At 39.1% G+C, this 24,879-nt stretch carries 27 protein-coding genes; 21 read left to right on the top strand and 6 right to left on the bottom strand.

Annotated elements, in window-relative coordinates:
• Window positions 1-33: 33 nt before the first annotated feature.
• Window positions 34-615, bottom strand: coding sequence for a 5' nucleotidase, NT5C type (locus BN2425_RS09975; RefSeq protein ID WP_042458423.1), 582 nt, complete (start codon window positions 613-615; stop codon window positions 34-36).
• A 200-nt stretch (window positions 616-815) separates the two neighbouring features.
• Between BN2425_RS09975 and BN2425_RS23430 the strand changes: the two genes are divergently transcribed.
• Window positions 816-1,361: a DUF4190 domain-containing protein gene (locus tag BN2425_RS23430; protein ID WP_319922073.1), complete on the top strand. Its 546-nt coding sequence runs from the start codon at window positions 816-818 to the stop codon at window positions 1,359-1,361.
• A 51-nt stretch (window positions 1,362-1,412) separates the two neighbouring features.
• On the opposite strand, the gene ispG is transcribed toward BN2425_RS23430, so the two are convergent.
• The 4 genes from ispG to BN2425_RS09950 all read right to left on the bottom strand — a co-directional run bounded on the left by ispG (window position 1,413) and on the right by BN2425_RS09950 (window position 4,654).
• Window positions 1,413-2,516 carry a flavodoxin-dependent (E)-4-hydroxy-3-methylbut-2-enyl-diphosphate synthase gene (gene ispG / locus BN2425_RS09965; RefSeq protein ID WP_195891921.1) on the bottom strand — a complete coding sequence of 368 codons (1,104 nt, stop codon included), beginning with the start codon at window positions 2,514-2,516 and terminating at the stop codon, window positions 1,413-1,415.
• A 111-nt stretch (window positions 2,517-2,627) separates the two neighbouring features.
• Entirely contained in the window at window positions 2,628-2,957 is a 330-nt protein-coding gene (locus BN2425_RS09960; protein WP_042458418.1) for a LysM peptidoglycan-binding domain-containing protein, read from the bottom strand.
• A gap of 96 nt (window positions 2,958-3,053) precedes the next feature.
• Window positions 3,054-3,827, bottom strand: coding sequence for a DUF1189 domain-containing protein (locus BN2425_RS09955; RefSeq protein WP_042458415.1), 774 nt, complete (start codon window positions 3,825-3,827; stop codon window positions 3,054-3,056).
• 131 nt (window positions 3,828-3,958) lie between these two features.
• A complete protein-coding gene (locus tag BN2425_RS09950; protein ID WP_052352818.1) occupies window positions 3,959-4,654 on the bottom strand; it encodes a Crp/Fnr family transcriptional regulator in 696 nt (231 codons plus the stop codon).
• A 268-nt stretch (window positions 4,655-4,922) separates the two neighbouring features.
• Between BN2425_RS09950 and BN2425_RS09945 the strand changes: the two genes are divergently transcribed.
• From BN2425_RS09945 to BN2425_RS09865, 17 genes are all read left to right on the top strand, one after another.
• On the top strand, window positions 4,923-6,140 hold the full coding sequence (locus BN2425_RS09945; RefSeq protein ID WP_042458412.1) for an MFS transporter: 1,218 nt from the start codon (window positions 4,923-4,925) through the stop codon (window positions 6,138-6,140).
• Between the two features lie 222 nt (window positions 6,141-6,362).
• A complete protein-coding gene (locus BN2425_RS09940; protein ID WP_195891920.1) occupies window positions 6,363-8,492 on the top strand; it encodes a peptidoglycan D,D-transpeptidase FtsI family protein in 2,130 nt (709 codons plus the stop codon).
• Between the two features lie 233 nt (window positions 8,493-8,725).
• Window positions 8,726-9,646: a phosphate ABC transporter substrate-binding protein gene (locus BN2425_RS09935; protein WP_042458409.1), complete on the top strand. Its 921-nt coding sequence runs from the start codon at window positions 8,726-8,728 to the stop codon at window positions 9,644-9,646.
• Window positions 9,647-9,732: 86 nt separating this feature from the next.
• A complete protein-coding gene (gene pstC, locus BN2425_RS09930; RefSeq protein WP_042458406.1) occupies window positions 9,733-10,656 on the top strand; it encodes a phosphate ABC transporter permease subunit PstC in 924 nt (307 codons plus the stop codon).
• The gene (pstA, locus tag BN2425_RS09925; protein WP_042458403.1) at window positions 10,653-11,540 is read left to right on the top strand and encodes a phosphate ABC transporter permease PstA; all 888 of its coding nucleotides are present in this window, start codon (window positions 10,653-10,655) and stop codon (window positions 11,538-11,540) included. Before pstC ends, pstA begins: the two co-directional genes overlap by 4 nt.
• A 51-nt stretch (window positions 11,541-11,591) precedes the next feature.
• The gene (gene pstB / locus BN2425_RS09920) at window positions 11,592-12,377 is read left to right on the top strand and encodes a phosphate ABC transporter ATP-binding protein PstB (protein WP_042458448.1); all 786 of its coding nucleotides are present in this window, start codon (window positions 11,592-11,594) and stop codon (window positions 12,375-12,377) included.
• A 13-nt stretch (window positions 12,378-12,390) separates the two neighbouring features.
• Window positions 12,391-13,164, top strand: a complete 774-nt coding sequence (gene pstB, locus BN2425_RS09915) for a phosphate ABC transporter ATP-binding protein PstB (protein WP_042458401.1) — start codon at window positions 12,391-12,393, stop codon at window positions 13,162-13,164.
• 5 nt (window positions 13,165-13,169) lie between these two features.
• On the top strand, window positions 13,170-13,829 hold the full coding sequence (gene phoU, locus BN2425_RS09910) for a phosphate signaling complex protein PhoU (RefSeq protein WP_042458445.1): 660 nt from the start codon (window positions 13,170-13,172) through the stop codon (window positions 13,827-13,829).
• 326 nt (window positions 13,830-14,155) lie between these two features.
• Window positions 14,156-14,704 carry a DUF4912 domain-containing protein gene (locus BN2425_RS09905; RefSeq protein ID WP_235714600.1) on the top strand — a complete coding sequence of 183 codons (549 nt, stop codon included), beginning with the start codon at window positions 14,156-14,158 and terminating at the stop codon, window positions 14,702-14,704.
• On the top strand, window positions 14,697-15,899 hold the full coding sequence (locus tag BN2425_RS09900; RefSeq protein ID WP_235714598.1) for a glycosyltransferase family 4 protein: 1,203 nt from the start codon (window positions 14,697-14,699) through the stop codon (window positions 15,897-15,899). The genes BN2425_RS09905 and BN2425_RS09900 overlap by 8 nt, the downstream gene beginning before the upstream one ends.
• Before the next feature lie 26 nt (window positions 15,900-15,925).
• Window positions 15,926-16,558 carry a hypothetical protein gene (locus tag BN2425_RS09895; RefSeq protein WP_042458397.1) on the top strand — a complete coding sequence of 211 codons (633 nt, stop codon included), beginning with the start codon at window positions 15,926-15,928 and terminating at the stop codon, window positions 16,556-16,558.
• Window positions 16,559-16,616: 58 nt separating this feature from the next.
• A complete protein-coding gene (rpmG, locus tag BN2425_RS09890) occupies window positions 16,617-16,766 on the top strand; it encodes a 50S ribosomal protein L33 (protein ID WP_042355049.1) in 150 nt (49 codons plus the stop codon).
• Between the two features lie 47 nt (window positions 16,767-16,813).
• Window positions 16,814-17,380: a 5-formyltetrahydrofolate cyclo-ligase gene (locus tag BN2425_RS09885; RefSeq protein ID WP_042458395.1), complete on the top strand. Its 567-nt coding sequence runs from the start codon at window positions 16,814-16,816 to the stop codon at window positions 17,378-17,380.
• Window positions 17,377-18,156: a DUF92 domain-containing protein gene (locus BN2425_RS09880; protein WP_042458392.1), complete on the top strand. Its 780-nt coding sequence runs from the start codon at window positions 17,377-17,379 to the stop codon at window positions 18,154-18,156. Before BN2425_RS09885 ends, BN2425_RS09880 begins: the two co-directional genes overlap by 4 nt.
• 83 nt (window positions 18,157-18,239) lie before the next feature.
• Window positions 18,240-19,181, top strand: a complete 942-nt coding sequence (locus BN2425_RS09875; RefSeq protein WP_042458390.1) for an L-lactate dehydrogenase — start codon at window positions 18,240-18,242, stop codon at window positions 19,179-19,181.
• A gap of 120 nt (window positions 19,182-19,301) precedes the next feature.
• On the top strand, window positions 19,302-19,496 hold the full coding sequence (locus tag BN2425_RS09870; protein ID WP_042458387.1) for a hypothetical protein: 195 nt from the start codon (window positions 19,302-19,304) through the stop codon (window positions 19,494-19,496).
• Window positions 19,497-19,726: 230 nt separating this feature from the next.
• Window positions 19,727-21,289, top strand: coding sequence for a rhomboid family intramembrane serine protease (locus BN2425_RS09865; RefSeq protein ID WP_042458384.1), 1,563 nt, complete (start codon window positions 19,727-19,729; stop codon window positions 21,287-21,289).
• On the opposite strand, the gene BN2425_RS09860 is transcribed toward BN2425_RS09865, so the two are convergent.
• Window positions 21,252-22,112, bottom strand: coding sequence for a hypothetical protein (locus BN2425_RS09860; RefSeq protein WP_042458440.1), 861 nt, complete (start codon window positions 22,110-22,112; stop codon window positions 21,252-21,254). The two genes, BN2425_RS09865 and BN2425_RS09860, sit on opposite strands and share 38 nt — an antisense overlap.
• A gap of 205 nt (window positions 22,113-22,317) precedes the next feature.
• Here BN2425_RS09860 and BN2425_RS09855 point away from each other — a divergent pair, with 205 nt between their 5' ends.
• The 3 genes from BN2425_RS09855 (at window position 22,318) to BN2425_RS09845 (ending at window position 24,840) form a co-directional block, all read left to right on the top strand.
• On the top strand, window positions 22,318-22,530 hold the full coding sequence (locus tag BN2425_RS09855) for a YqgQ family protein (RefSeq protein ID WP_042458437.1): 213 nt from the start codon (window positions 22,318-22,320) through the stop codon (window positions 22,528-22,530).
• Between the two features lie 10 nt (window positions 22,531-22,540).
• Window positions 22,541-23,521 carry an ROK family glucokinase gene (locus BN2425_RS09850; protein ID WP_042458382.1) on the top strand — a complete coding sequence of 327 codons (981 nt, stop codon included), beginning with the start codon at window positions 22,541-22,543 and terminating at the stop codon, window positions 23,519-23,521.
• A 176-nt stretch (window positions 23,522-23,697) separates the two neighbouring features.
• Window positions 23,698-24,840 carry a YqgU-like beta propeller domain-containing protein gene (locus tag BN2425_RS09845; RefSeq protein WP_042458379.1) on the top strand — a complete coding sequence of 381 codons (1,143 nt, stop codon included), beginning with the start codon at window positions 23,698-23,700 and terminating at the stop codon, window positions 24,838-24,840.
• Window positions 24,841-24,879: the final 39 nt, after the last annotated feature.

The following is a 24,879-nucleotide window of genomic DNA, read 5'->3' as shown; positions in this document are numbered from 1 at the left end:
ACCCCCTCCTACTCGATTGTTTTTTGCCCTTTTTTATAAACCGAGGCTTTGGAAAGTCATCTGTTTATTTACCCACTGCTCAGCTTCTCTCCAATTATTGACACGAATGACACCGTCTGGCAGGGGATCCTGATTATAAGGAGTATTGAATAAAATAACAGGAATGTGACAACTTTCATGAATCATGACAGCATTATCATGTTTATCCTCAAAAAACATATCCACTTTGTACTTCTTGACAGCTTCAATTTTGTCATGTGAGCCAATTAATTCAATGTGGTCATAAGTGATTCCATGATGCTGAAACCACTTTTCTGTTACATTTCGTAAATGGGGTCCGCGTGCGCTAATAAAAAATAATTCAAATTCCTGTTTCCAACTATTTAATACCGCTTCAGCTCCAGCCGCCAATGGTGAACCCTCATATATAATAGGTTCATTTGCCACAAACCATTTGGCAAATACATCCTCAGGGACATTGACGAAAGGAGTCAAGTCGTATTCATCAATCTCTTCATAGGTTAGCTTGAGATTAAAGGCTTTATTTATAAACGGGATCATCGATGTGGGGCAGGTTACTGTCCCATCAATATCAATTCCAAATCTTTTTTTCATGTGTTATTCACCTTCATGAAGCAGCTGTTTTCTGATTAGCTTTATTTTATCAAATATCTAGTTCTAATAAAGAGGTAATGACTAGAAAATTATTTCGCAATAAACAGCACTTTCCTATTTTAGATAAACATTAACATAGTAAAAGTGTGATGAAAGCAAACAATAATTAATGCTCCTATTACTGAAAGCGAGGGATTCTGATGGCAGATGAAAGAGACGCTAAAGTGCAGGAAGCTCTTCAAAGTTCAAATATTGGGCAGGATATTCCCAATTTCCCTTCGGGATACAGGGAAGAAACAGCTTCAGAGGTTGCAACACCTGTTACAACACAATCTTCAAAATATAAAGAAGAAACAGCAGGGGAATTTGGCGCTACGCGTCCCTTAAGGGTTTCCCTAAAAAAAGATGAACCTGCAACACAAATTGGAGCTTCTGTTCCAATTAGATCACGGTATAAAGAGGAAAATGCGGCCGAGATTGCTGCCCCTGTTCCAGTTTCTCGTCGAATAACTCAAACGGGGGAAAATAACAACCAGAAAACCAGTGCTGCAGGAAGCGGTCTTGGGACTCTTGCTATAGCACTTTCCATTTTATCACTGTTTGTTATGCCGATCCTTTTTGGGGCTGCGGGGATCATTTTAGGATTTGTCGCCCGAAGAAGAGGTGCTGACACACTTGGTGCTTGGGCAATCGGAATTGGTGCAATATCGATTATTATCGGTATCTTTATTCTTCCGTTCTTTTGACATAGGAGCACAAGAAAACCCGGTATTGTTACCGGGTTTCTTTCTGGTGATTTATTTTTGTCCTGCCGCTGCTTCTGCTTCTTTTTTCTTGAAATATTCTTCGGCTAATTGGTCAATTTCTTTTTTCAATTCCTCAACCATTTTTTCTTCTGGAACTTTACGGACAATCTGACCTTTTCTGAACAATAAGCCTTCACCACGCGCACCGGCAATGCCGATGTCGGCTTCACGAGCTTCACCTGGTCCGTTAACAGCACAACCTAGAACGGATACTTTAATGGGAGCCTTAATGTGTTGAATATATTCCTCGACTTCATTTGCGATACTAATCAAATCAATCTCAATACGACCACAAGTTGGGCAGGATATTAATGTCGCAGCATTTGATGAAAGACCAAACACTTTTAATAGTTCACGGGCTACTTTTACCTCTTGGACAGGGTCCGCGCTTAGGGATACCCGAAGCGTATTGCCAATACCCTTGTTAATGATTGCTCCTAAACCAGCCGCGCTTTTTACGGTTCCGGAAAATAGCGTACCGGATTCAGTAATTCCTAAATGCAATGGATAATCAAAGGAACGAGCCGCCTTTTCATAAGCTTCGATTGCCAAGTTAACATCTGAAGCTTTCATGGAAACAATAATATCATGGAAGTCAAGATCCTCGAGAATCTTAATATGGTGCAGGGCACTCTCAACCATTCCATCTGCAGTTGGATATCCATACTTGTCAAGAATCCGTTTTTCAAGCGAACCAGCATTAACTCCGATACGAATTGGGATGCCCTTTTCCTTTGCGGCTTTAACGACTGCTTCCACTTTTTCTTTTCGGCCAATGTTACCAGGGTTAATTCTGATTTTATCAGCTCCGCCCTCAATGGCTTTTAAGGCTAAACGATAGTCAAAATGAATATCCACTACTAGAGGAATATTAATGCGTTTTTTGATTTCCGGGATTGCATTAGCTGCTCGTTCATCAGGACATGCAACACGAACGATTTGACAGCCGGCATCTTCCAAACGCTTGATTTCTGCAACTGTTGCATCGACATCATGGGTTTTGGTTGTAGTCATACTTTGTATGATAATTTCATTATTCCCGCCAATTGTCAGGTTTCCTACCTTAATTGGACGGGTCTTTGAACGATGTATAATTTCACTCACGTGTAATTCGTCTCCTTCAGCTGGATTCAAAAAAATATAGATAATCCGAATTAATTGTAACAGCCTTCAGCCAATTTTGACAAGAACAAGGATTTATCCTCTTTATTTTGAGTAATCGGGAAAATGATATGTAGACCCAATACGGATTTTTTCCGGCGATTCTCCGGGATTTAATTGCTTAAAGTCTTCAATTAAATCTGAAATAGATACAGGCAGCGGTTTATCAATATGGTGTTCTACGATTGAAATGACCGTTTCACCAGGTTTTACTTTTACGGAAAAAGAAGGGATTTTTGTCTCTACTTCGAGAGTTGCCACTGCATTAGCGGGTTTTGTTTCCACTGACGGGAGCTCGAGTGTCCCCTTGGTTAAATCAAAATAAATGACATATATAATTAATATTCCAATCAACAGCCCGATTAGTTTTTTCATCAGACAAGCCTCCAAATGTAATGTTTGTACATTCGTATTCTTGTCCCATATATAATAGAACTAATAAAAAGAAAAAAGCATCCGTTGAGGATGCGATTAGCTATTTTTTTCAGCTCTAGGCACTTCGTTAATCGCTAAGAATAAAACGAGTAACACTACCAGCCAGTTTAATCCAGTACTATTCGGTACGGTAGTTTTGAGGGCTGCCATAATCATAAAAAATAGCGTCGGCAGCGTCTCGCTGTAAGCAGCCATTCTCCATAACTGTCCGTAATTCAGCTCTCTGCCGGCCAAGTTCTTGATTAATAAACCAATCAATGCCACGATCGATACTTCGATGAAGCTTATCACACAGGAGATCAGATAAACCAGAATAACCAAGATGGTAATAATCACACCTTTTAACCCAGCCAGGTAATCAACAAAGCTCAACAAGTCTTCGTTTGAGAGTGTTAATCCTGGTATCATCGAATATGGTGAGGATTCAGTCTGTCCGCCAGTGACCATAACAAAACGATCTTTTAACAGTGCAAAAGCATTGCTTTCATCAGCCACATCCTCTTCAGAAACCGCTCCAGTAGGGTCAATGATAAATGTGATCCCATTTTTATTGACAATGACTGGGACCTTAGTATCTGCTGTCAGCTGCCCATCCTCAACCGTAAAATCCGGTGCTTCTTTTTGTAAAAGGACTTCGGCTTTATCCAGTCCAGCAGAAAAAGCGGATGATAAATAATAGATGGATGGAAGTATCGAAATAAACGTTAGTAAGAAGACAAAAACAATCGTTTTGCCAATTCCTTGAGACCGAAAGGACGCAATATCCTTGGGAGAATAAATACTTTTCCATAATTGTTTAAAAAGATTCATATTGACCACCTTACTATAGTTTCATCCTATTATTGTAGCGGTTATAAACCCCTTATACAAGAATGGTTTCGAAGGAATCGTCCGTTTTGGTTCTAGCAAGGTTAAGCTGTACAAGTTGTATGAAATCAAGCTTAGTTTAATCCGCAAATTTCTGAAGAACAGTTCTGACAGTCAACTGCCATTTTTAAAAAATTGAGGTTTTTTATTGTAAACATTTGATTGTCGTAGGAGATAACGTCTTGATCCCGTAATTCTTTTAATGCACGCTGTATCACTTCACGTGTGCCATAGGTCAAATTTGCGAGTTCTTGATGGGTTAACGGCAGATTAATTAATATGCCGTCATTTGTCATTACCCCGAAAGAATTGCATAAACGGATCAGCATGGAGTACAATCCCCCTTTTTTTCCATTCATAATCAGGTCCTGACACTTCATTTGAGCTTTTAAATACGTTGTTGACTGCCAGAAGACAAATGCGCTCATGGCTCCATTGTCTATTTCAATAAACCTCTCGAAGTCTTCCCGTCTAATAGCGATTAGTTCACAATCGGTCAGCGCTTTTGCGAAAAACTGATAGTGCGGATTAGCTTTGAATATTTGATATTCCACGATTAATTCATTGTTGGTTAAGATTTTTAATATAAATTCCTTGCCCCTTAAATGGACTCTACCAAGGGCAATGCTTCCGTTGAGCAAAAGATAGATGTATTTCGCTTGGTCTTTTTCTTGAAAAAGAGTTGTCCCCGCTTTAATGCTTTGTATAGGTTCAGTTTTTTGAAAAAATTCATGTAATATATGATAGATAGAAATGCTGCCAATCTGCATGTTTGACACTTCCTTTTTACTCTTCTAGCTTGATTTAATGGAAAAATAACTGTCCTGTCAATATGGTGTTTACATAAACTGGAATCCGTTACGGCGATATATGACAAAAATCGTTGACAGGAATAGGATTTTCATGTTCGTGACAATTTTTCGAAACTTTCAACTTGGAATCTTGGGTACTGACAACAGTCGCTTTTTTACGTAACAAAAGATGAATAAGAACCTGCCTCCTGTAAAAGACTACTCATTAAGACAAAGGGGAGTTTTTATGGGAATGAAATTAAAGATTCTAGGTGACGTTGAATTAACAAAGGATTTGACACTATTACTGGTTATTGGTGGGTTATACTCGTTAAGTGCTGCCTTATCAAATACGTTTGTTAACATTTATTTGTGGAAACAAACAGGCGAGTACTCTGATATCGCTCTTTATAATTTGGCTATTGTCGTTCTTCAACCTTTGACCTTTATTTTAGCTGGACGCTGGGCTAAGAAAATCGACCGGGTCATCGTTCTTCGTATTGGGGTGATTTTTTTAACCCTCTTCTACGTTGCTGTATTAATGGTAGGAACCAGTGCTTCTAAATATTTACTGCTCTTAGGAAGTTTACTTGGAGTAGGCTATGGTTTTTATTGGCTCGCATATAATGTGTTAACTTTTGAAATTACGGAACCGGAAACAAGGGATTTTTTTAACGGGTTTTTAGGAATTTTATCGTCCTTAGGTGGGATGATTGGTCCAATTGCTGCCGGCTTTATTATTACGAGATTTACCAAGTTTACCGGCTATACGATTGTGTTCGGTCTATCTCTTGCTTTATTTGCATTGGCGGTATTTTTAAGTTTTTCCTTAAAGCCACGTCCGGCAAAGGGACAATATTGTTTTAAGCGGATTGTGGAAGAGCGTAAACATAATGAAAATTGGCGTCTCGTAACGAATGCCCACTTTTTCCAGGGCCTAAGGGAGGGGACGTTTTTATTTGTCATATCTGTTTTTGTTTATATTTCAACAGGGAGTGAAATGGCACTAGGAACATACGGTCTGTTGAATTCAGGTATTTCGTTTGTGGCTTACTACTTTGCCTCACGACTGATTAAAAAAAGCTACCGAAAAAAAGCCATCCTGATCGGAGGAATCCTTCTCTACGTGGCAGTATTATTCATCGTTTGGGATGTAAACTATGCCAAGTTGTTAATATATGCTGGCTTAATAGCCGTTGCATATCCTTTACTTTTGGTCCCATATATTTCAACAACCTATGATGTGATCGGAACAGGTTGGAAAGCTGCGGAAATGCGAATTGAGTATATTGTCGTACGAGAAATTTTCTTAAATATAGGAAGGATTGTTTCTATACTTGCCTTTATAGCATCCATTACATTGTTTAGTGCAGAAAGGAGCCTGCCGATTTTGCTGCTCTTCTTAGGTGCAGGCCATACGATCATTTACATGTATATGAAAAAAGTACAGCTGCCCGCGACATAAGACGATGAGCTTCTTAGGAGCTCATCGTTTTTTTTGTGTTGGCTTGCTATACAGTACCCAGGTCTTTTACGCATTTCAAAAAATGGTAAGTGTTCCTCGTAGAAAAATACAGCTTATTCATATACAATAAATACTGTTATTTACTCGCCCTGAAAGTGGAGGTGGACTTAGAACTTGAATAAAAAGAGTAAAAAGAAATCTAAGGTTCCGTTTCGTTTAAATATGTTGTTTTTTGCTGTATTCATGTTATTTTCTATCCTTGTTCTCCGACTTGGAGAATTACAAATTGTATTTGGTGATGATTTTAAACGGGAGATTGAACGAACCGAGGACGTTACGGTCAGCAATCCAGTACCAAGAGGAAAAATGCTCGATCGAAGTGGTAAAGTCATTGTTGATAATACTCCGTTAAATGCCATAACTTATACGAAGCAATCTGACACAACCACAAAGGATATGCTGGAGACAGCTGAAAAATTGGCAAAATTAATTGATTTAGATTCTTCAAAAGTCCCTGAACGGGATAAAAAGGATTTTTGGATATTAATTCATCCGGAAAAAGCAAAGGATAAAATTACGGCAAAAGAATGGAACTTGCTTGACCAAAAAAAGTTGGATAATGAGAAAATTTATAAACTTCAGCTTGATAGAATAACAAATGAGGATTTAAATAGTCTTACTCCACAAGAATTAGAGACTTGTGCCATCTGGCGTGAAATGAATAGTGGGTATTCCCTGACGCCGCAAATTGTTAAAAATAAAGATGTTACTCCTGAAGAATTTGCGGCAGTCAGCGAAAATCTAGAAAATCTGCCGGGCGTTGATACCACTACGGATTGGGACAGGAATTATGTATTCGGTGATACGCTGAAGTCAATCTTAGGTGAGGTTTCTTCATCTGAATCGGGTTTGCCTAAGGAGCAACTGGAAACTTATTTGGCAAAAGGCTACAGCCGAAATGACCGTGTTGGGAAAAGTTATCTCGAATTAAAGTACGAAGATGTCTTACGGGGTGAAAAGGCAAAAGTTAAAAATGTCACTGACAAAACCGGAAAAGTGTTATCAACAGATGTTATTTCAGAAGGTCAACGTGGGAAAGACTTAGTTTTAACGATTGATATGGACCTTCAGGCCCAAGTGGACAAGATTATTGAAGAAGAAATGTGGAAGGCCAAACAAAATCCGAATACAGGCCTAATGGACCGTGCTTTTGTTGTTCTAATGAATCCAAAAACCGGTGAAATATTAGCGATGTCCGGAAAACAGCTTGTGAAAAATAAAGAAACTGGCAAAATGGAAATGCGAGATTATGCACAGGGAAATATTACGTCCTCTTACAACGTTGGTTCCGCTGTTAAAGGTGCAACGATCTTAACCGGGTATAAAACGGGGGCCATTAAACCGGGGGATACCCAACTGGATGAACCATTGGTTATTAAGAATACACAGACCAAAAAGTCTTGGAAAACCTTTGGCCGTATTAATGATTTAAGAGCTCTTCAAGTTTCATCCAACGTGTATATGTGGAAAACTGTAATTGCCATGGCACATGGCCAGTACGTGCCAAATCGGCCGCTGGTGTTAGATTCGGATTATGGATTTGATACCATGAGAAAAAGCTTTAGTCAATTTGGCCTTGGTTCGCGGACAGGAATTGATTTACCAAATGAAACAACTGGTTTTCCTGGTCCTGAGAAAAAGCCTGGTTTACTTCTTGACTTTGCCATTGGTCAGTATGATACGTATACACCGATTCAGCTTGCACAATATATAGCAACGATTGCCAATGGTGGTTATCGAATTGAGCCGCATCTTGTTAAAGAAATTCGGGATCCAAGTGAAAATACGAATGAGTTAGGGCCGATCGTTCAAGAAATCCAGCCAAAAGTTTTAAATCGGCTTGATATGAAGGACGACTGGATTAAACGGGTTCAAGAAGGATTTCGGATGGTCTTTCAAGTTGGCGATGGTACAGGAGTCGGCTATTGGAAAAGCGCCGCCTATAATCCTGCAGGAAAGACTGGAACCGCAGAGGCTTTCTATGACGGTTCTGATAAGACGAAACGAGGTACACCAGTATGGAACTTAAGTTTAGTCAGCTTTGCTCCATACGATAATCCAGAGGTCTCCATGGCTGTTGTGGTTCCATGGGCCTATCAGGGAAGCGGACCAAGCATTAACCACACTATTGGACGCAGAGTGATGGATGCCTATTTTGACTTAAAGAAAGCACGCGCAGCTGCTGAACCCACTGCGGAGCAAAATGCAGGAGGAAATTTGTTAGATACCACATCTACAAGTACCCCTGTAGAAACCACTCCTACAGCTGAAACTACAGAGCAGACCGAGTAATAATAGACACTTGTCTCTTAATGAGACAGGTGTTTTTTTTATATTTTAATCCTTAGGTTATACTGTTTTATTTGAAAATTGAACATAACCAAATATCTCTTATTTACAAATTCTAAATATAACTTTACAAACCCTTTACAATTCATTAAAACTCGATTAACAGTAGTGCTTTATTCTTAATCTTGTAAGAAAGATAACGATAACCTATTAAACTAGCAGGGGGAATTTAAATTATGAAGAGTTTGAAAAAGTTAGGGTTATTATCCATAATAACAGCGTTCATGTTATTTGCAGCTGCTTGTGGAAGCAATAGTACAAAGGAAGACGCCAATGGTTCTAATGCCGATGAAGGCACAAAATCAGAAGAACTGTCAGGGTCTTTGGTTATATCAGGATCTTCTGCTATGCAGCCATTAGTTGCGGCAGCAGCTGAAGAATTTATGGCAGAAAATCCGAAGGTGGATGTCCAGGTAAATGCCGGCGGTTCTGGGACAGGCTTATCACAGGTTTCTGAAGGTTCCGTGCAAATTGGTAACTCTGACGTTTTTGCTGAAGAAAAAGAAGGCATTCCAGCAAATGAACTTGTTGATCATAAAGTAGCAGTAGTCGGTATGACTGCAGCCGTAAACCCCAAAGTCGGAATTGATGATATTAGTAAAGAAGATTTAATTAAAGTATTTACTGGAAAAATCACAAACTGGAAAGAACTTGGCGGAAAGGATCAAAAAATCGTACTTGTGAACCGTCCTGATTCTTCTGGAACTCGTGCTGTATTTAATAAATTCGCACTAGATGGTGCAACACCTGCTGAAGGCATTACGGAGGATTCTTCTAACACTGTTAAAAAGATTATCAATGAAACAGAAGGTGCAATTGGCTACCTAGCATTCTCCTACTTCACTGATGATTCTGTAACACCACTAGCAATTGATGGGGTAAAACCGACTGAAGAAAATGTACAATCAGGCAAGTTCCCAATCTGGGCCTATCAGCACTCATATACGAAAGGTGAAGCAGAAGGATTGGCAAAAGCATTCTTAGATTATTTAATGTCAGATGATATCCAAAATAACCTATTAAAAGAACAAGGTTACCTGCCTGTCACAAAAATGAAAGTGGAACGTGACGCTGAAGGAAATCAAAAAGAACTCTAATAAAACATCTTAGTGACAACAAAAAAGGGGGTAAATGCTGTGCGCGTTTACCCTATTACGACGTATTCAGAGGAGTTTAATTGATTATGGAAAAAATTCTTCCTGCAAAAGATAGACTGTTAAAATCAAAGACCAGCAGATTAGATGGGGAATCCCGAGGGAAATTGATTGTTATACTGTGTGCGGTCATTATGATTTCTGCAACCATTGCAATCACTATTTTTCTCGGAACAAAGGGTCTGCAGTCTTTTACCAAAAATGGAGTCAGTATACTCGAATTTTTAACCAGCACCAAATGGAATCCGACAGATAAGGCAAACCCAGGATATGGTGTTCTCCCGTTTATTTTTGGATCGTTTGCGGTAACATTTTTATCTGCCCTTGTGGCAGCGCCTTTAGGGATAGGCGGTGCCATCTTTATGACAGAAATTGCTCCTTCTTGGGGTAGAAAAGTATTGCAGCCAGTGGTAGAACTTTTAGTTGGTATCCCATCAGTTGTTTATGGATTTATTGGATTGTCTGTTTTAGTTCCGTTTATTAGAGAAAATGTCGGTGGTTTAGGCTTTAGTTTGCTCACTGGAACCATTGTCCTTGCTATCATGATATTGCCAACTATTACGACTATTGCGACGGATGCGATTAGTTCTCTTCCTAGCCATTTACGTGAAGGGTCCTATGCCTTGGGTGCAACTAGGTGGCAGACGATAAGAAAGGTATTAATCCCGGCAGCAATGCCATCGTTACTAACTGCAATTATACTTGGGATGGCACGGGCATTTGGTGAGGCGTTAGCGGTTCAAATGGTCATTGGTAACGTAAGGAATTTACCAACAAGTATATTAGATGCATCGGCAACACTAACAACTATTATTACACTAAATATGGGCCATACCACGTATGGCAGCGTGGAAAATAATACTCTTTGGTCAATGGGACTCATTTTATTAATCATGTCCTTCGCGTTCATTCTCCTCATTCGTTATCTATCATCAAGGAGGAAATTACGATGAATAGTAAAACAGCAGATCGTCTCGCGACAGGAGTCTTTATCCTAATAGCCACTATTATAGTCGCGATTCTTGCCGGATTATTTTTCTACATTTTTATAAATGGATTTAAAAATATATCTTTAGAGTTTTTGACGTCACCGTCTAGTAACGTACGGGCAGGCGGTGGTATCCGTGACCAATTATTTAATTCTGTTTATATTTTGTTTATTACCATGTTGATTACTGTTCCACTAGGAATAGGCGGTGGAATTTATATGGCTGAATATGCAAGGCCTGGTAAAGTGACAGACCTGATCAGGACTTGCATTGAGGTGTTGTCATCTCTTCCTTCCATTGTGATTGGTATGTTTGGCTTATTGGTATTTGTAAATACAACCGGTTGGGGCTATACAATTTTCGGAGGAGCTTTGGCCTTAACGATCTTTAACCTGCCAACAATGGTGCGGACTACAGAGGACGCAATACGTGCAGTACCACGTGACTTGAAAGAGGCTAGTCTTGCCTTAGGTATTACCCATTGGCATACCATTAAAACCGTTATTCTGCCTTCTGCGTTCCCATCCATCTTAACAGGAGCCATTCTTGCCGCTGGGCGCGTATTTGGTGAAGCCGCAGCACTCTTATTTACAGCAGGTCTATCAACACCAAGACTGGATTATACAAATTGGAATCCTTTTTCAGAACAATCACCTTTGAATATTTTCCGCCCTGCAGAGACGCTGGCGGTTCATATATGGTCTGTGAATACCCAGGGATTGATTCCTGATGTTGAAGAAGTGTCAAGTGGCGCTGCTGCCGTTCTTGTTATTTCAGTCTTGATTTTTAATTTAGCAGCCCGTTGGATTGGAAGTATGATTCACAAGCGGGTAACTGCATCTAAATAAAAAGGTGGGAGTAAAATGGTAACAGCCTTAAAGGAGAGAAAGACTGTGGACATGACAGTTCCATTAAACCGGCAAATTCAGTCGGAAAATATTTTAACTGTAAAGAACTTAGAGATTTTTTATGGAGAAAAGCGGGCTGTAAATGGAATTTCCATGGATATTGAAAAAAATTCCGTAACAGCATTAATTGGTCCGTCAGGCTGCGGGAAGTCCACCTTTTTACGAAGCATTAATCGGATGAATGACTTAATCCCTGGTGCAAGGGCAGAAGGAGAAATCCTTTATGAAGAACTAAATATTTTGTCTGAAGATATTAATGTGGTTGCGTTAAGAAAAGAAATAGGGATGGTGTTCCAAAAGCCCAATCCGTTCCCTAAATCCATATATGGGAATATTGCTCCCGCACTAAAATTTGCAGGCATAAATAAAAAGAGCAAACTCGATGATATTGTTGAAGAAAGTTTACGAAAAGCGGCACTATGGGATGAAGTGAAGGACAGACTTCATAAATCAGCGCTTTCCCTTTCAGGAGGACAGCAGCAACGGCTTTGCATTGCCAGAACGATTGCTATGAAACCAACCGTCATTCTTCTAGATGAGCCATCCTCAGCTCTTGATCCAATTTCAAATGCAAAGGTTGAGGACTTAATTGTAGATTTAAAAAAGGATTATTCGATTATTATTGTTACCCATAACATGCAGCAAGCATCACGGATTTCTGATAAAACAGCTTTCTTTTTGAGCGGTGATTTGATTGAATATGACAAAACTGAAAAAATCTTCACCAATCCGTCTGTTCAAAAGACAGAGGAATATATCTCGGGCCGGTTCGGATAAGGGGGAAAAACACATGGCGATTCAAACACTAACAAGAGATATCTTCGATGTAAAAGACCTTAATCTATGGTATGGTGACCACCATGCCTTAAAAGACATCCATTTTCCAATACAAAAGAAAGAAGTAACGGCCATGATTGGACCGTCCGGATGTGGAAAGTCAACATTTTTAAAGACCTTAAACCTGATGAATAAAATGATTCCAAATGTAAAAATAACTGGTGAAGTAAATTTTGACGGGCAAAACATTTTAAACCCCAAAACCGATTTGGTGGAATTGCGCAAACATGTCGGCATGGTCTTCCAAAAGGGAAATCCATTTCCACAGTCGATTTACGATAATGTAGCCTACGGACCAAGAATTCATGGCATCAAGAAGAAAAAACATCTCGACGAAATTGTCACAAAATCCTTAATGGATGTAGCACTATGGGATGAAGTAAAGGATCGGCTAAACGCCCCTGCACTTGGGCTGTCGGGCGGACAACAGCAGCGCCTTTGCATAGCAAGAGCCCTTGCAACGAAACCGGATGTGCTGCTAATGGATGAACCCACCTCTGCACTGGATCCGATTTCAACGTTAAAAATTGAGGAGCTAATCTTCGAGTTAAAAGAAAAATATACGATTGTGATTGTGACTCACAATATGCAACAAGCAGCAAGGGTCTCTGATAAAACAGCTTTCTTCTTAATGGGGGAAATGATTGAATTCGATGAAACAACAAAAATTTTCTCTATGCCCAAGGACTCAAGGACGGAAGACTATATTACAGGAAGATTCGGGTGATGTTCATGAATATGAGATCGAATTTTGACCAAAATTTAAAAGAATTAAAGTCACTGCAGCTGAAAATGGCGGACGAAGCGCAAGTCTCTATTAAAAATGCCATGCTGGCACTGTTAAACCAAGATATTCAACTAGCTGAAAAAGTGATTAATGGTGATAATGTAATCGATGACCTTGAATATGAAATTCATGACAAAGCCTTAATGCTAATTGCTCGGCAGTCTCCAGTTGCCAAAGATTTACGCAGGCTCCATGTCGCGTTAAGGGTATCTTCCGAGGTTGAACGGTTAGGGGATATTGCCGTTAACATTGCAAAATCTGCCCTTCATATTGGAAATGAGAAACATGTGAAAGAGCTGATTGATATCCCGCATATGATGGAAATGGCATTAGAGATGGTAAGTGAGGCCATTACTTCGTTTTATTCAGAAGATATTGAGCTCGCTGAGAAATGCGCTGAAAAGGATGACAAGGTGGACCAGATGTTCGGAAGCCTCGTTAAGGAACTTCTGACCTACATTCCACAGAATCCGGATTTCACCAATCAAATTATTCAGTTAGCCTTTGTATGCCGTTTTATTGAAAGAATAGCCGACCATTCCACCAATATTGCTGAGAATGTCATTTATCTTGAAACCGGAAAACGTTACAATCTTAATGCATAGACTACCTAAAACGTCTTAGAACTGGACCATTGTTAAGACTTCAGAATAAACTCCTATAACATAAAGTTAGGATGAGCCACAAAAGTGCTCATCTTTTTTGTCGAAAATCATACCCACTACCTTCAACATCTGTCGATGAAGCAAGACAATTCACTTCGATTATAAAAATTTCCTCAGTTAATCCCTATCTATACAAGGAAAAGCAAAAAGCGACAAATTGCGTTTATTGTCTGACTTCGTTTCTGGTGTTACCATTAACTTAACTACTGAGAATATTTTTTTTCTTTATTCATATATTGATTGGTTAGGATTGAAGAAAAGTGAAGATGAAAGAAAGCGAAGAATTAACACAACGTAACAAGGAAAAGGAGTCCACTGATTATTTGCCGTCAACAGTCTCTCATCCTCCTCAAAACAAAGTGAAAATAAAGCCTATTTCGCCTCGGAAAATTGGAGTTTTTTGGGACACATCTGATTTGCCCCAAAAAATAATCCAGTTGTATTTTGGCTTACAGTTTGATGAATTGGTTTCTGTTATCAGAATATATGATGTTACCGATATTGTGTTTAGTGGGAAAAATGCCCATAGTTTTTACGAATTGTCCATTCCTTATCAAAAGGGTTACTGGTTTGTTAAGGGGCTTAATGGGGGCCGCAACTATCTAGCAGAAATAGGTGTGTACTTAAATGAGACGGAGTTTTTTCCGTTTTATCGCTCTGAATGTATTCACGTTTCTGTTGATGAATGCCCATTTGCCGACCATACCACTGATGAATGGCGAAACGTCAAACAGGCTCAACACATAGCCCCAAATTGGCATGATTATGTCAGCACCTATAGTTTTTATAGCAGCAGGGAGGACACTCATGACTAAATCAGGGTTAAAAATACTTATGCTCAGCTGGGAATATCCACCATGTGTTGTGGGTGGCTTATCCAGACATGTTTACAGTTTATCAGTTCATCTTGCAAAAGCAGGTCATGAAGTTCATGTGGTCACTGCAGGGAATGAGGGGTTACCTACTTTTGAAGTCATAAACGGTGTGCATGTACACCGAGTTATACCTGTCAATGAACAAGATGAAAGTTTTCTTGCATGGATTGCAGGTCTTAACTTAGCAATGGCCTTTGAGGGAGAACAACTAGCCAAGATGGTCGAATTTGACCTGATTCATGCCCATGATTGGTTAGTCGGTGCATCAGCCCTATTGTTAAAAGAGTTATTAAGCATTCCACTTCTGTCCACCATACATGCCACTGAACATGGCAGAAATAATGGCATACACACGGAAATCCAGAGATTTATTCATGAAAGAGAAAGGCAACTAATTCTTGAATCTGACCATGTAATTGTCTGCAGTGATTATATGAGAGAATCGTTAAGCTCCATCTTTTTTGTGGAGCAGAACAAGATTTCAGTACTCCCTAATGGCATTGATTCAGCTTCTGTGCAGGTTAAAGTGGGGGAGATTTTTCCAAAATTAAAGCAACGTAAATATATTTTTTCAATTGGCAGAATGGTGAGAGAAAAAGGGTTTGATACAATTATTGAGGCAGCTAGTATCGCTAAACAAAGGAACCTGAATTATTATTTCATCGTTGCAGGTAAAGGACCGATGCTTGCCAATTATCAGAAGCAGATCGAGAAGATGGGATTAACTGAATATGTAAACTTCATAGGATTTGTTACCGACGAACAAAGAAGTGTCCTCATCTCGGGCTGTGAAATGGCTGTTTTTCCTAGTCTTTATGAGCCTTTTGGTATTGTTGCCCTTGAAACAATGGTTTTCGGAAAGCCGACGATCGTCTCGAATACTGGCGGTTTGCAAGGTATAGTGCAGCATTTGCAAACAGGATTGCTAATGAATCTTGGTAGTGCCCAAAGCCTGCTAGATCAAGTAACTTATTTGAAAGAGAATCCCAAGAAGTCCAAAGAAATTGGAACGAAAGGGAAAAATATAGCGTTGAGCTTGTATGGCTGGAAGCGAATTGCTTCTGAATCAGCTAATCTAATGATGGATCTTGTCTTAGATAGACAAATACACGAGAATGAGGGAATTTTACGATAAAATTTAAATAAATTGGGGTAGTGAAAATGAAACTAATGAAACCGCAACAACTGACTGAAACTTCCAAACGCCCATATTCTGCGGAACGCCTTCAATTTGTCCCCGGAGTATGGGTGAATGGAAAATACTATTGGCTATACAACAGTACAGAAAAAATTATTTATGACGAAGGGCTCATCATCAAAGTTAATCAAGAACATATTCACTCAAAAATTCGTTTTTCAAAAATAATGGTTAGTAACCATAGCAATCGAGAAAAAGAGATTAAAATCATGGCTATGCATTATTTACCAAATATTGACCCAGACCATTTAGTTTTTGTATCGCCTACTGATCATCATATTTTTCATCATAATGGTGAAGATGTATTTTTAGTTAACGGAAAAACGGTAGAAATGGGTATAAGCCAATATACGAACATGCCTATTTGGAATGCTTTTACAGATCAAATTTGGAACTCACTTGAAACTGGAACGCTAAAGTATCAGCCGATGGCTAAAGGACCCGCAGTCAGTATTTTCGCGATGAATCTCAAATTAGATAAGCATGCTACCAGTAAAGTCACCACTTGGGCGATTTCTGGTACAAGCAGAAATGAAGTAGTTTCAATGGAACAGGCTCTTTTAAAAAACAGACTAGCATTTCCCGGTGAAAAATGATATTATAGAAAAGTCGTATGGACTTTACTAGCTTAATCGTTTGGAGGGAAAAATTAACATGCGTGTAAATATTACGTTAGCTTGCACTGAGTGCGGAGACCGTAACTATATTTCTACAAAAAACAAGCGAAACAACCCAGATCGTCTTGAGCTAAAAAAATATTGCCCAAGAGAAAAACGTACAACTGTACACCGTGAAACAAAATAAGCAGCAGGGCTTCCTGCTGTTTTTTTTGTTTATATAGGAGGGGAATTATGGCTAATAAAAACTCCATTCGGGCTGAAATGAAACAAACTCTCACTAAGCTCAGTAAACCAATGTACGAGGATTATTCATATAAGATTGCCTGCCGGCTATTTCAAGAACAGATTTGGAAAGAAGCGCAAGTTATTGGCATTACGATATCGAAACCTCCTGAAGTCGATACCTTTCAGATTATCCGTAAAGCATGGGAATTAGGTAAACAAGTGGCGGTGCCAAAATGCCATCCGAAAACCAAGCAATTAATTTTTCGGAATTTAACGGCGTTTTCTCAGCTGGAATCGGTATTTTTCGAATTACTTGAGCCTATCGAGGCAATAACTAAAGAGGTTCCTGCAAATCGTATGGATTTAGTATTGGTTCCCGGCTTAGCTTATTCAATCGATGGATACCGAATAGGTTTTGGGGGCGGGTATTATGATCGTTTTTTAAGCAGCTATTCAGGCTGTACCGTATCATTGGCGTTTACTGAACAAATCATGGCTGCTATTCCCACCGAAGAACATGATATTCCAGTCGAGCGCATTATTACACCGGAAAAGGTTTTGAAAGTAAGATGAGCCAATTATCGTTTCTAATCACTGTTATTATCGCAGGAGGGTTGGCTGGTTATTATCTAAGGTTTTTAGATAAGTCAGGTGCCTTTGCTTCTATCGTCGTTGGAATTTGTATTTTGTTGGGATTGGGGCTAAACGGCTTGTTATTGCTGGGAATCTTTTTTGTTACCTCTAGTTATTGGTCAGGATATAAAAAAGCAGCCAAACTTAATATGGAGGAAAAGCTGGCAAAGGGGTCAACCAGGGATTGGCGTCAGGTAGCAGTGAACGGAGGTGCTGCCAGTCTCTTTAGTCTTATTTACTATTTTCATCCTAACAGTATTTGGGTGGTCGGTTTTGCGACAAGTCTTGCTAGTGCCAATTCTGATACATGGGCATCGGAAATCGGCAGTTTGAGCAATAAAGACCCCATTTTTATAAGAACGATGAAACCCGTTGAAAAAGGGACATCTGGTGCTGTTAGTTCATTAGGAAGTCTTTCTGCGCTTGCGGGCTCTTTATTAATTGCTTTCATGAGCTATTGGTTATTTAAATTAGACATTTTGGTCAGTCTTACTATTTTTGTATTTGGATACATAGGGAACGTCATTGATACATTGATTGGTGCATTTTTTCAACAAACCTATCATTGTCAAGTATGCGGTATAACGACCGAGAAAAAGGTGCACTGCACTCATCCAACGGCTAAAATAAAAGGCATAACATTTATTGACAACGATATGGTTAATTTTTTATCGGGATTGCTGGCTTCAATTGCTGCAATGGGAATCTTTTTATAATAATGGAACTTAGTTTGTTCCAACCTAACAAAGGGACGATACATTATTCTATTTCTTATTAGAACTCTAGGGGAGGATGTCAAATGTTAAATCGGGTAAATCGGGTAGCGCTTATCGGAACAGGATTTGTTGGCTCTAGCTATGCTTTTGCTATGCTGAATCAAGGGATTTCAGAAGAACTCGTCTTGATTGACGTTAATAAGGAAAAAGCGGAAGGAGATGCCATGGATTTAAATCATGGACTTCCTTTCGCTCCTTCCCACACTAAAATCTTTTATGGCAGTTATCAAGATTGTGGAAGTGCGGATATTGTGGTTATTACGGCGGGGGCCAATCAAAAACCTGGGGAAACCCGATTAGATCTTGTGGAGAAAAACACTAAAATCTTCAAGAATATTATCGATGAAATCTTAGCGAGTGGATTTGATGGGATCTTCCTGGTTGCAACAAACCCAGTAGATATCTTAACATATGCCGTTCGAAAATTTTCAGGTTTCCCGAAAGAGCGAGTCATTGGCTCAGGCACCATTTTAGATACTGCCCGATTCCGCTTTTTGCTAGGGGATTATTTTAATGTGGATACAAGGAATGTTCATGCCTATATTATTGGAGAACATGGCGATACGGAGCTCCCAGTATGGAGTCATGCCGATATTGCAGGTATGGCAATTGAAAAATGGAAGAAAACTCACGAGACCAGCCAGGAAGATTTAGACCAAATTTTTGAGAATGTCCGTGATGCGGCTTATCATATCATCGAACGCAAGGGTGCTACCTATTATGGAATTGCTATGGGTCTGGTAAGACTAACAAAAGCCATTTTGCAAAATGAAAACTCCGTACTGACCGTTTCAGCCTATTTGGATGGAGAATATGGGCAGAATGATATATATATCGGCGTACCAGCGATTGTCAACCGCAATGGCGTAAGAGAAATTGTTGAACTGGAGTTAAATGAAGCTGAAAAACAAAAATTTGAGCATTCTGTCAACGTATTAAAGAAAACGATGGAATCTGTTTTTTAATAATCCATCTAATAAGCGGCTGTCTCTTATAGGACTGTATAATCCTTGTTTTGAGATAGCTGTTATTTTTTTGGATAAATCGAATAAGAAATTCAAAGTATATAGGTAGGAGGGATTAACATGTCACGTATACTTTCAACGATATTGATGACCGCTTCTATTGTGTTTATTGTGTATAGGTATCGATATCGAATAATCAATGTTTTGCTTGGCTTAAGCTGGATTCGCAGGGTGGCTGTTGGTTCGATGATGCGTCTGCCTGGAGTCAAACAAAAATTAATGGGTTCAGTATTTGGAGGACCATCTGAATGGTAAAACACCACAGATGGTTTTTTTTTGTGCTATTATTTTCCTTGAAATGCGTCTTCTGGGTAGTTAAACATTTTATCCAAAATTGTTTCATTCATAGTTTTTGTTTATTTTCGTTTATAATGGAAGAATACAGTTAATCATTGAACAGTCAATTGCAGTAGGTTCAATAGATACTGGCTAATTGATTCAAAGAATAGAATTATAACAAGCTGTCTTTAGAAAGTAGGGGAGAAATGAAGAATAAAGAGAGTTATGTCTTCTGGGAAATGGCTCATAAACTCATTTCTGAACATGGTTACCGAATCATTCAATTATTTGAAAACCAAAAGGAACTTTGGCTAGAAAAACTCGAAAACAAGAACGCTCCAGTAGTAAGAATGTTACTCGAGAACATAGACTGGGGAAATGTGATGCAGCGAGATATAGAGTTTACCGCAGCCAATGGGGAAAGTGTCCGCAAGCAGCTTGGCCGTCATAAACTTGATGTTGTCAATATTTATATCAGTGAGTTTCCTCCAGTTGATGATTATGAGTTTCGTTTGAAGTATCCGTTTGTTTTTGCGGATAAAAATAAAACAACGGTCCATTCCTATTTAATCGCCGCGGGTGTAATCGAAACCAATTTGGAGAAATTGTCAAATCAGCTAGGAAAAGACATTTCAATATCTATTCAAGATGAATATACAGAACAAGATGTTTATTTAGAGAAAAAGGCGGCTTTGGATTATGCTATAAATCGTGTAAAACGGGAGCGTGGCCTTTTACAGAACAGTAAGCCGTTGTTTACTTATTTGTTCATCTTTCTCCAAGTGGCCATGTTTTTATGGCTGCAATGGAATGGTGGCAGTACCAACTCTTCGACACTGATTAAATATGGTGCAAAAGTGAATCAGTTAATTTATGAAGGAGACTATTGGCGGTTTATTACACCTGTTTTTCTTCATATTGGTCTGTTGCATTTAGTAATGAATACCCTTGCGCTGTATTACCTAGGAACAGTGGTTGAACGAATTTATGGCCGGGTCAGATTTTTGTTCATTTATTTGTTTGCTGGATTTACAGGAGTCATTTCTAGTTTTATTTTTAGTCCTAACCTTTCAGCAGGAGCCAGCGGTGCCATATTTGGCTGCTTCGGTGCGTTGCTGTATTTTGGTGCCACTAATCGAAAGTTGTTTTTCAAAACCATGGGATTAAATGTGATTATCGTTCTTATTATTAATTTGGTGTTTGGATTCACAGCATCCGGGATTGACAACGCCGGCCATTTAGGTGGTTTAGCCGGTGGTTTCTTAGCAGCAGGTATTGTCCATTTACCCAAAAAACGAAATGGACTACGTCAGGTTGCCTGTCTAATTCTTACTGCAATAGTTGTTTGGGGATCCTTATCGTATGGGTTTAGTGCAACAGCGCAAACTCAGGATGAGGATACGGTTATTGTCCTGGCTCAAGACTATATTAAACAAGACCAATACCAAAAAGCTCATGATGTTCTTAGAAAATATGAAAGCACGGCAGAAGATAGTTCGGAGCGAACTTATTTTCTTTTATCGTACGTTGAAATAAAACAAGGCAATCTTGCTAGTGCGAAATCACACCTTAAAAGAGCAATTGAACTTGATCCTAATTTCCATGAAGCATATTTTAATCTTGCACTGATTAACCTCGAACAAAAAGAACTGGGTCAGGCCAAAATCAATGCACAAAAAGCGGCTGACTTAAAGCCAAAACAACAGGAGTATTCTGATTTAGTCAATGAAATCAATGAGCAGCTCCAATCATCTGGCGCAGGAGAATAGGGCTTCCATCCTTAGTCTCTGTTAGAACTAATAAGTGTGTATGATTTTTGGCTAAAAGAATTAGCGGGATGGTGCTGCCTTCAGGAGGGACGGTTGTACTGTCCTGTTTTTTGATGCCAAGTAAATAGTTCTTATAAATTCCTTCCCATAATTGTCCTGTTATTTTGTCTGAGGCTGCTTTGGATAATCCGGGAAGAACTTTCTTTGCCCGAGTATCAAAAAGGGGAAGCGGGTAGGCTTGGTATTCACTTATAGGGATAGAGAAATGCCGTATCCCCCTATTCCAGCTGTAATAAAGCATCCGCTCTGTCTGTTCATCCAATCTTTGTTTCCAGATCCGTTCTTGGTCTGTTCTCGGTGAACTAAAGGATAAAACAGTACCTGGTGGCTGAGCAATGACATATAATTCTGCTTCCGACATCGCCTGTGAGCTGAATATTTCGTTTCCCTGATGGAGTTCCGCATGATGGAAGGTAACCGCTTGAAGCCAGCCAGTCTGACTTGGAAGTAGTTTTTCTTGCGAAAGAGAGGCTGTATTTTGCCGCCACTCCCCCAGTTTGCCAATTAGTCTGCCATTCAAAAACAGCAACCCGGCATCTTGGCGTAAGTAGGCTTTACGATCCAAAGTAGAGTTGATTTTCCAAGATATTGACTTTTTATTCGCAAGTGAAAGAGTCGTATTAGTCGACTTAAAGGTGACACTTGGCTCAATTGGAAAGTACGTTATACTCTCCTGGACTTTAGGATTACTAATCATATTTACTAGGATTAAGGCCACTGTGAGAATAGCGCTGAGACCGAAAATATTAAACCATTTTTTCAAGTAAACATTCATCCCTTCTGCAAGTTTTCCGAAAAGCAAGATTGTCCTATTATTGTTATATGGGATTAAAAGGCGTGAAATGCCAAAAAAACAATGAATCACAAAATACATTCATTAAGTGAGATAAGATAATCTTGAGGACTAGTTTACCTTAGGGTATACTTTGGTGTAGATTATGCTCCCATTAAAAGGTCAAGGTGAAACAATGAAAACGATTTATGAAATTCAACAATTTTTAAAAAGTTATGGATCAATTATCTATATTGGTGATAGAGTGGCGGATCTTCAATTAATGGAAGCTGAATTGAAGGATATGTATCAATCACAGCTTATTGAAACGAAGGATTATGAAACAGCTTTGTTAATTTTGCGGCATGAAATCCAATTAGAGAAAGAAAAAAAGTCTAAACAAAGTTAGGTGAAAGAGTATGATGAATCAATGGATTGCAGCAGTCGACTTGGGGGGGACCACCTCTAAAATTGCTTTTATCTCTAAAGAGGGATCAATTGTCCATAAATGGGAAATACCAACAGACAATTCGGATGAAGGTGCAAATATCACTGCTAATATTGCAGCATCAATTGATGAAAAGCTTAAACAGCTTGGGGTTTCCAAAGAAGTATTACTTGGAATTGGTATGGGGGCCCCTGGTCCTGTGGATTATGAAACAGGGGTTATTTTAAATGCCGTAAATTTAGGGTGGAAGGATAACTTTCCGTTAAAAGATAGTTTGGAGGCAGCCACATCACTTCCAGCTGCAGTCGAAAATGATGCCAATTGTGCTGCTCTAGGTGAAATGTGGATGGGTGCAGGAAAGGGTGCCAAGGACCTTGTTTGTGTCACGCTTGGAACTGGTGTCGGAGGTGGAGTAATCGTGAATGGCCGTATTGTCCAAGGTGTGAACGGAGCTGCAGGAGAAATAGGTCACAGTACAGCTGTTCCGTTTGGAGGAGCTCCATGCAATTGCGGGAAAACTGGATGTCTTGAAACGGTTGCATCTGCGACAGGAATAGTTCGATTGGCCATCGAGGAAATAAAAAAGGACGAACTTCAAGGGGAATTAGCAAAACTTTTTTCTGTGCAGCAAAAAATTACTGCAAAAGATGTCTTTGATTATGCAAAGACTGGGGATCCGATTGGACAAAAGGTTTTGAATGAAGTATCTTTTCATTTAGGATTAATTTTAGCTAATCTGGCTAACACACTTAATCCGGAAATAATTGTTCTTGGCGGGGGAGTATCAAAAGCAGGCAGCATTTTATTAGACTCTGTTAACAGTTACTTTGCGAAGTTTGCTTTCCCAGCCGTGAAAAACTCTACTAAATTAGCCTTGGCAACTTTGGGAAATGATGCCGGAGTTCTTGGGGCTGGCTGGTTGATCAAAAGTAAATTACCACTTAATGATTAATGCCTGCTTAAAATGCAGGTTTTTTTTTGCAAAATCGAATTATAATGGGTGGAAACTCGATTTAATCTACTTACTGTTAAGAGCTTTACACATGAAATGGTAGATAATAATATTAAAAATAGTTGAAACATTATAAAGAAGGAAACGTACTAACATATGATAGAGGAGGGGGTAAGATGCATCAAAAACAAATACTGTATTGCTCAATAAAGCATTCCGTGGTTTTACTTGCCCTGTTGTTAACCCTTCTCTTAGGGGCTTGTATAAATCAGGATTTATCCCATTCTGACAGTACAATAAAAGAAAAAACGGCTCATACATCATCTGTTTTGCCAGCAGAACAATGGAAGTTGCCCATATCCATTCCAGAAGGTGAGTTTTATAAAATAATTGGTTGGGCCAGCGACAATGAAGTCATTTATATAACCAATCAGGAACAAACTTCCGCTCTTTATCGATACAATCTTTTATCTGGGACAAGTGAATTACTATATAACAGTAATTCACCTATTATTACCGGTCTATTCAGCCCTGCAAAGCAGTACATATTAATCCACTCCTCCCCGTCTTCCTACGAAGGAATCGTAACCATTATTGACATAAATGGAAACCAAAAGATGAGCCAATCCATTCCATCTCATGAGTTGAATTTCGAGTGGAACCCTTTCAATGAAGCTGAGATTCTTGTTTCTAAATTTAATGAGGATTGGACATTTCAAACATTTATATTGAATATAAAAGATAAGGTTATTACTGAACTATCTCTGCCTCAGCCATTTATCAAATGGCACGACGAGGGAACAGTGATGTATCTCAATTGGGATAATGAAGAGCCAGGGTTATTTGCACCGTTAATGAACAGAAGCCTTAAAGACGGGTCGGAAACAATGTTGATTGAATCGGTTATTCATTACAACTTATTTAAAAACCAACTCATGACAATCACCGTAGACAGCAAAGAACCGGCAAAATCCGAGTACTCCTTTTATAATCAACAGCTGCAGAAAACCTTGACATTTTCCATACCACAGCTTGCTATGTACTCTGATTGGCTGATTCCGTATTATGATTACAATGAAAGAAAGAAACAGTTCATAACCATGCAACCAGTATCAAGTGGTGATGCGGATTCCTATACGGAGGGGTTCAATTTAGTCAGTTACAATGTTAATAACGGAAATCAAGTTCTCATTTTCAAAGGATTAGAAAATGCCCCCGTTCTATTTTCTCCTTCTGGAGAAAAGCTCCTATACGGCCATCATTTTGAAAAGGTGGTTGATGTGAAGACGAAAAAAATTTATAGTTTATTTGAAGAATGACTTTCAGTGGTCATTCTTTTTCTTTTGTCCATGACTATG

The organism is Neobacillus dielmonensis, assembly GCF_000612665.1.
Lineage (GTDB): Bacteria > Bacillota > Bacilli > Bacillales > Cytobacillaceae > Neobacillus > Neobacillus dielmonensis.
The sequence above is the reverse complement of the archived record's forward strand: the minus strand, read 5'-3'. Positions and strand labels throughout refer to the sequence as shown.

Bases quoted from the DNA above. Each gene is read 5' to 3' on its own strand.
- BN2425_RS09975 (WP_042458423.1), bottom strand. From the start codon at position 615: ATGAAAAAAAGATTTGGAATTGATATTGATGGGACAGTAACCTGCCCC.
- BN2425_RS23430 (WP_319922073.1), top strand. From the start codon at position 816: ATGGCAGATGAAAGAGACGCTAAAGTGCAGGAAGCTCTTCAAAGTTCA.
- BN2425_RS09960 (WP_042458418.1), bottom strand. From the start codon at position 2,957: ATGAAAAAACTAATCGGGCTGTTGATTGGAATATTAATTATATATGTC.
- BN2425_RS09955 (WP_042458415.1), bottom strand. From the start codon at position 3,827: ATGAATCTTTTTAAACAATTATGGAAAAGTATTTATTCTCCCAAGGAT.
- BN2425_RS09950 (WP_052352818.1), bottom strand. From the start codon at position 4,654: ATGCAGATTGGCAGCATTTCTATCTATCATATATTACATGAATTTTTT.
- BN2425_RS09945 (WP_042458412.1), top strand. From the start codon at position 4,923: ATGGGAATGAAATTAAAGATTCTAGGTGACGTTGAATTAACAAAGGAT.
- BN2425_RS09940 (WP_195891920.1), top strand. From the start codon at position 6,363: ATGTTGTTTTTTGCTGTATTCATGTTATTTTCTATCCTTGTTCTCCGA.
- BN2425_RS09935 (WP_042458409.1), top strand. From the start codon at position 8,726: ATGAAGAGTTTGAAAAAGTTAGGGTTATTATCCATAATAACAGCGTTC.
- pstC (WP_042458406.1), top strand. From the start codon at position 9,733: ATGGAAAAAATTCTTCCTGCAAAAGATAGACTGTTAAAATCAAAGACC.
- pstA (WP_042458403.1), top strand. From the start codon at position 10,653: ATGAATAGTAAAACAGCAGATCGTCTCGCGACAGGAGTCTTTATCCTA.
- pstB (WP_042458448.1), top strand. From the start codon at position 11,592: ATGACAGTTCCATTAAACCGGCAAATTCAGTCGGAAAATATTTTAACT.
- pstB (WP_042458401.1), top strand. From the start codon at position 12,391: ATGGCGATTCAAACACTAACAAGAGATATCTTCGATGTAAAAGACCTT.
- phoU (WP_042458445.1), top strand. From the start codon at position 13,170: ATGAATATGAGATCGAATTTTGACCAAAATTTAAAAGAATTAAAGTCA.
- BN2425_RS09905 (WP_235714600.1), top strand. From the start codon at position 14,156: ATGAAAGAAAGCGAAGAATTAACACAACGTAACAAGGAAAAGGAGTCC.
- BN2425_RS09900 (WP_235714598.1), top strand. From the start codon at position 14,697: ATGACTAAATCAGGGTTAAAAATACTTATGCTCAGCTGGGAATATCCA.
- BN2425_RS09895 (WP_042458397.1), top strand. From the start codon at position 15,926: ATGAAACTAATGAAACCGCAACAACTGACTGAAACTTCCAAACGCCCA.
- rpmG (WP_042355049.1), top strand. From the start codon at position 16,617: ATGCGTGTAAATATTACGTTAGCTTGCACTGAGTGCGGAGACCGTAAC.
- BN2425_RS09885 (WP_042458395.1), top strand. From the start codon at position 16,814: ATGGCTAATAAAAACTCCATTCGGGCTGAAATGAAACAAACTCTCACT.
- BN2425_RS09880 (WP_042458392.1), top strand. From the start codon at position 17,377: ATGAGCCAATTATCGTTTCTAATCACTGTTATTATCGCAGGAGGGTTG.
- BN2425_RS09875 (WP_042458390.1), top strand. From the start codon at position 18,240: ATGTTAAATCGGGTAAATCGGGTAGCGCTTATCGGAACAGGATTTGTT.
- BN2425_RS09870 (WP_042458387.1), top strand. From the start codon at position 19,302: ATGTCACGTATACTTTCAACGATATTGATGACCGCTTCTATTGTGTTT.
- BN2425_RS09865 (WP_042458384.1), top strand. From the start codon at position 19,727: ATGAAGAATAAAGAGAGTTATGTCTTCTGGGAAATGGCTCATAAACTC.
- BN2425_RS09855 (WP_042458437.1), top strand. From the start codon at position 22,318: ATGAAAACGATTTATGAAATTCAACAATTTTTAAAAAGTTATGGATCA.
- BN2425_RS09850 (WP_042458382.1), top strand. From the start codon at position 22,541: ATGATGAATCAATGGATTGCAGCAGTCGACTTGGGGGGGACCACCTCT.
- BN2425_RS09845 (WP_042458379.1), top strand. From the start codon at position 23,698: ATGCATCAAAAACAAATACTGTATTGCTCAATAAAGCATTCCGTGGTT.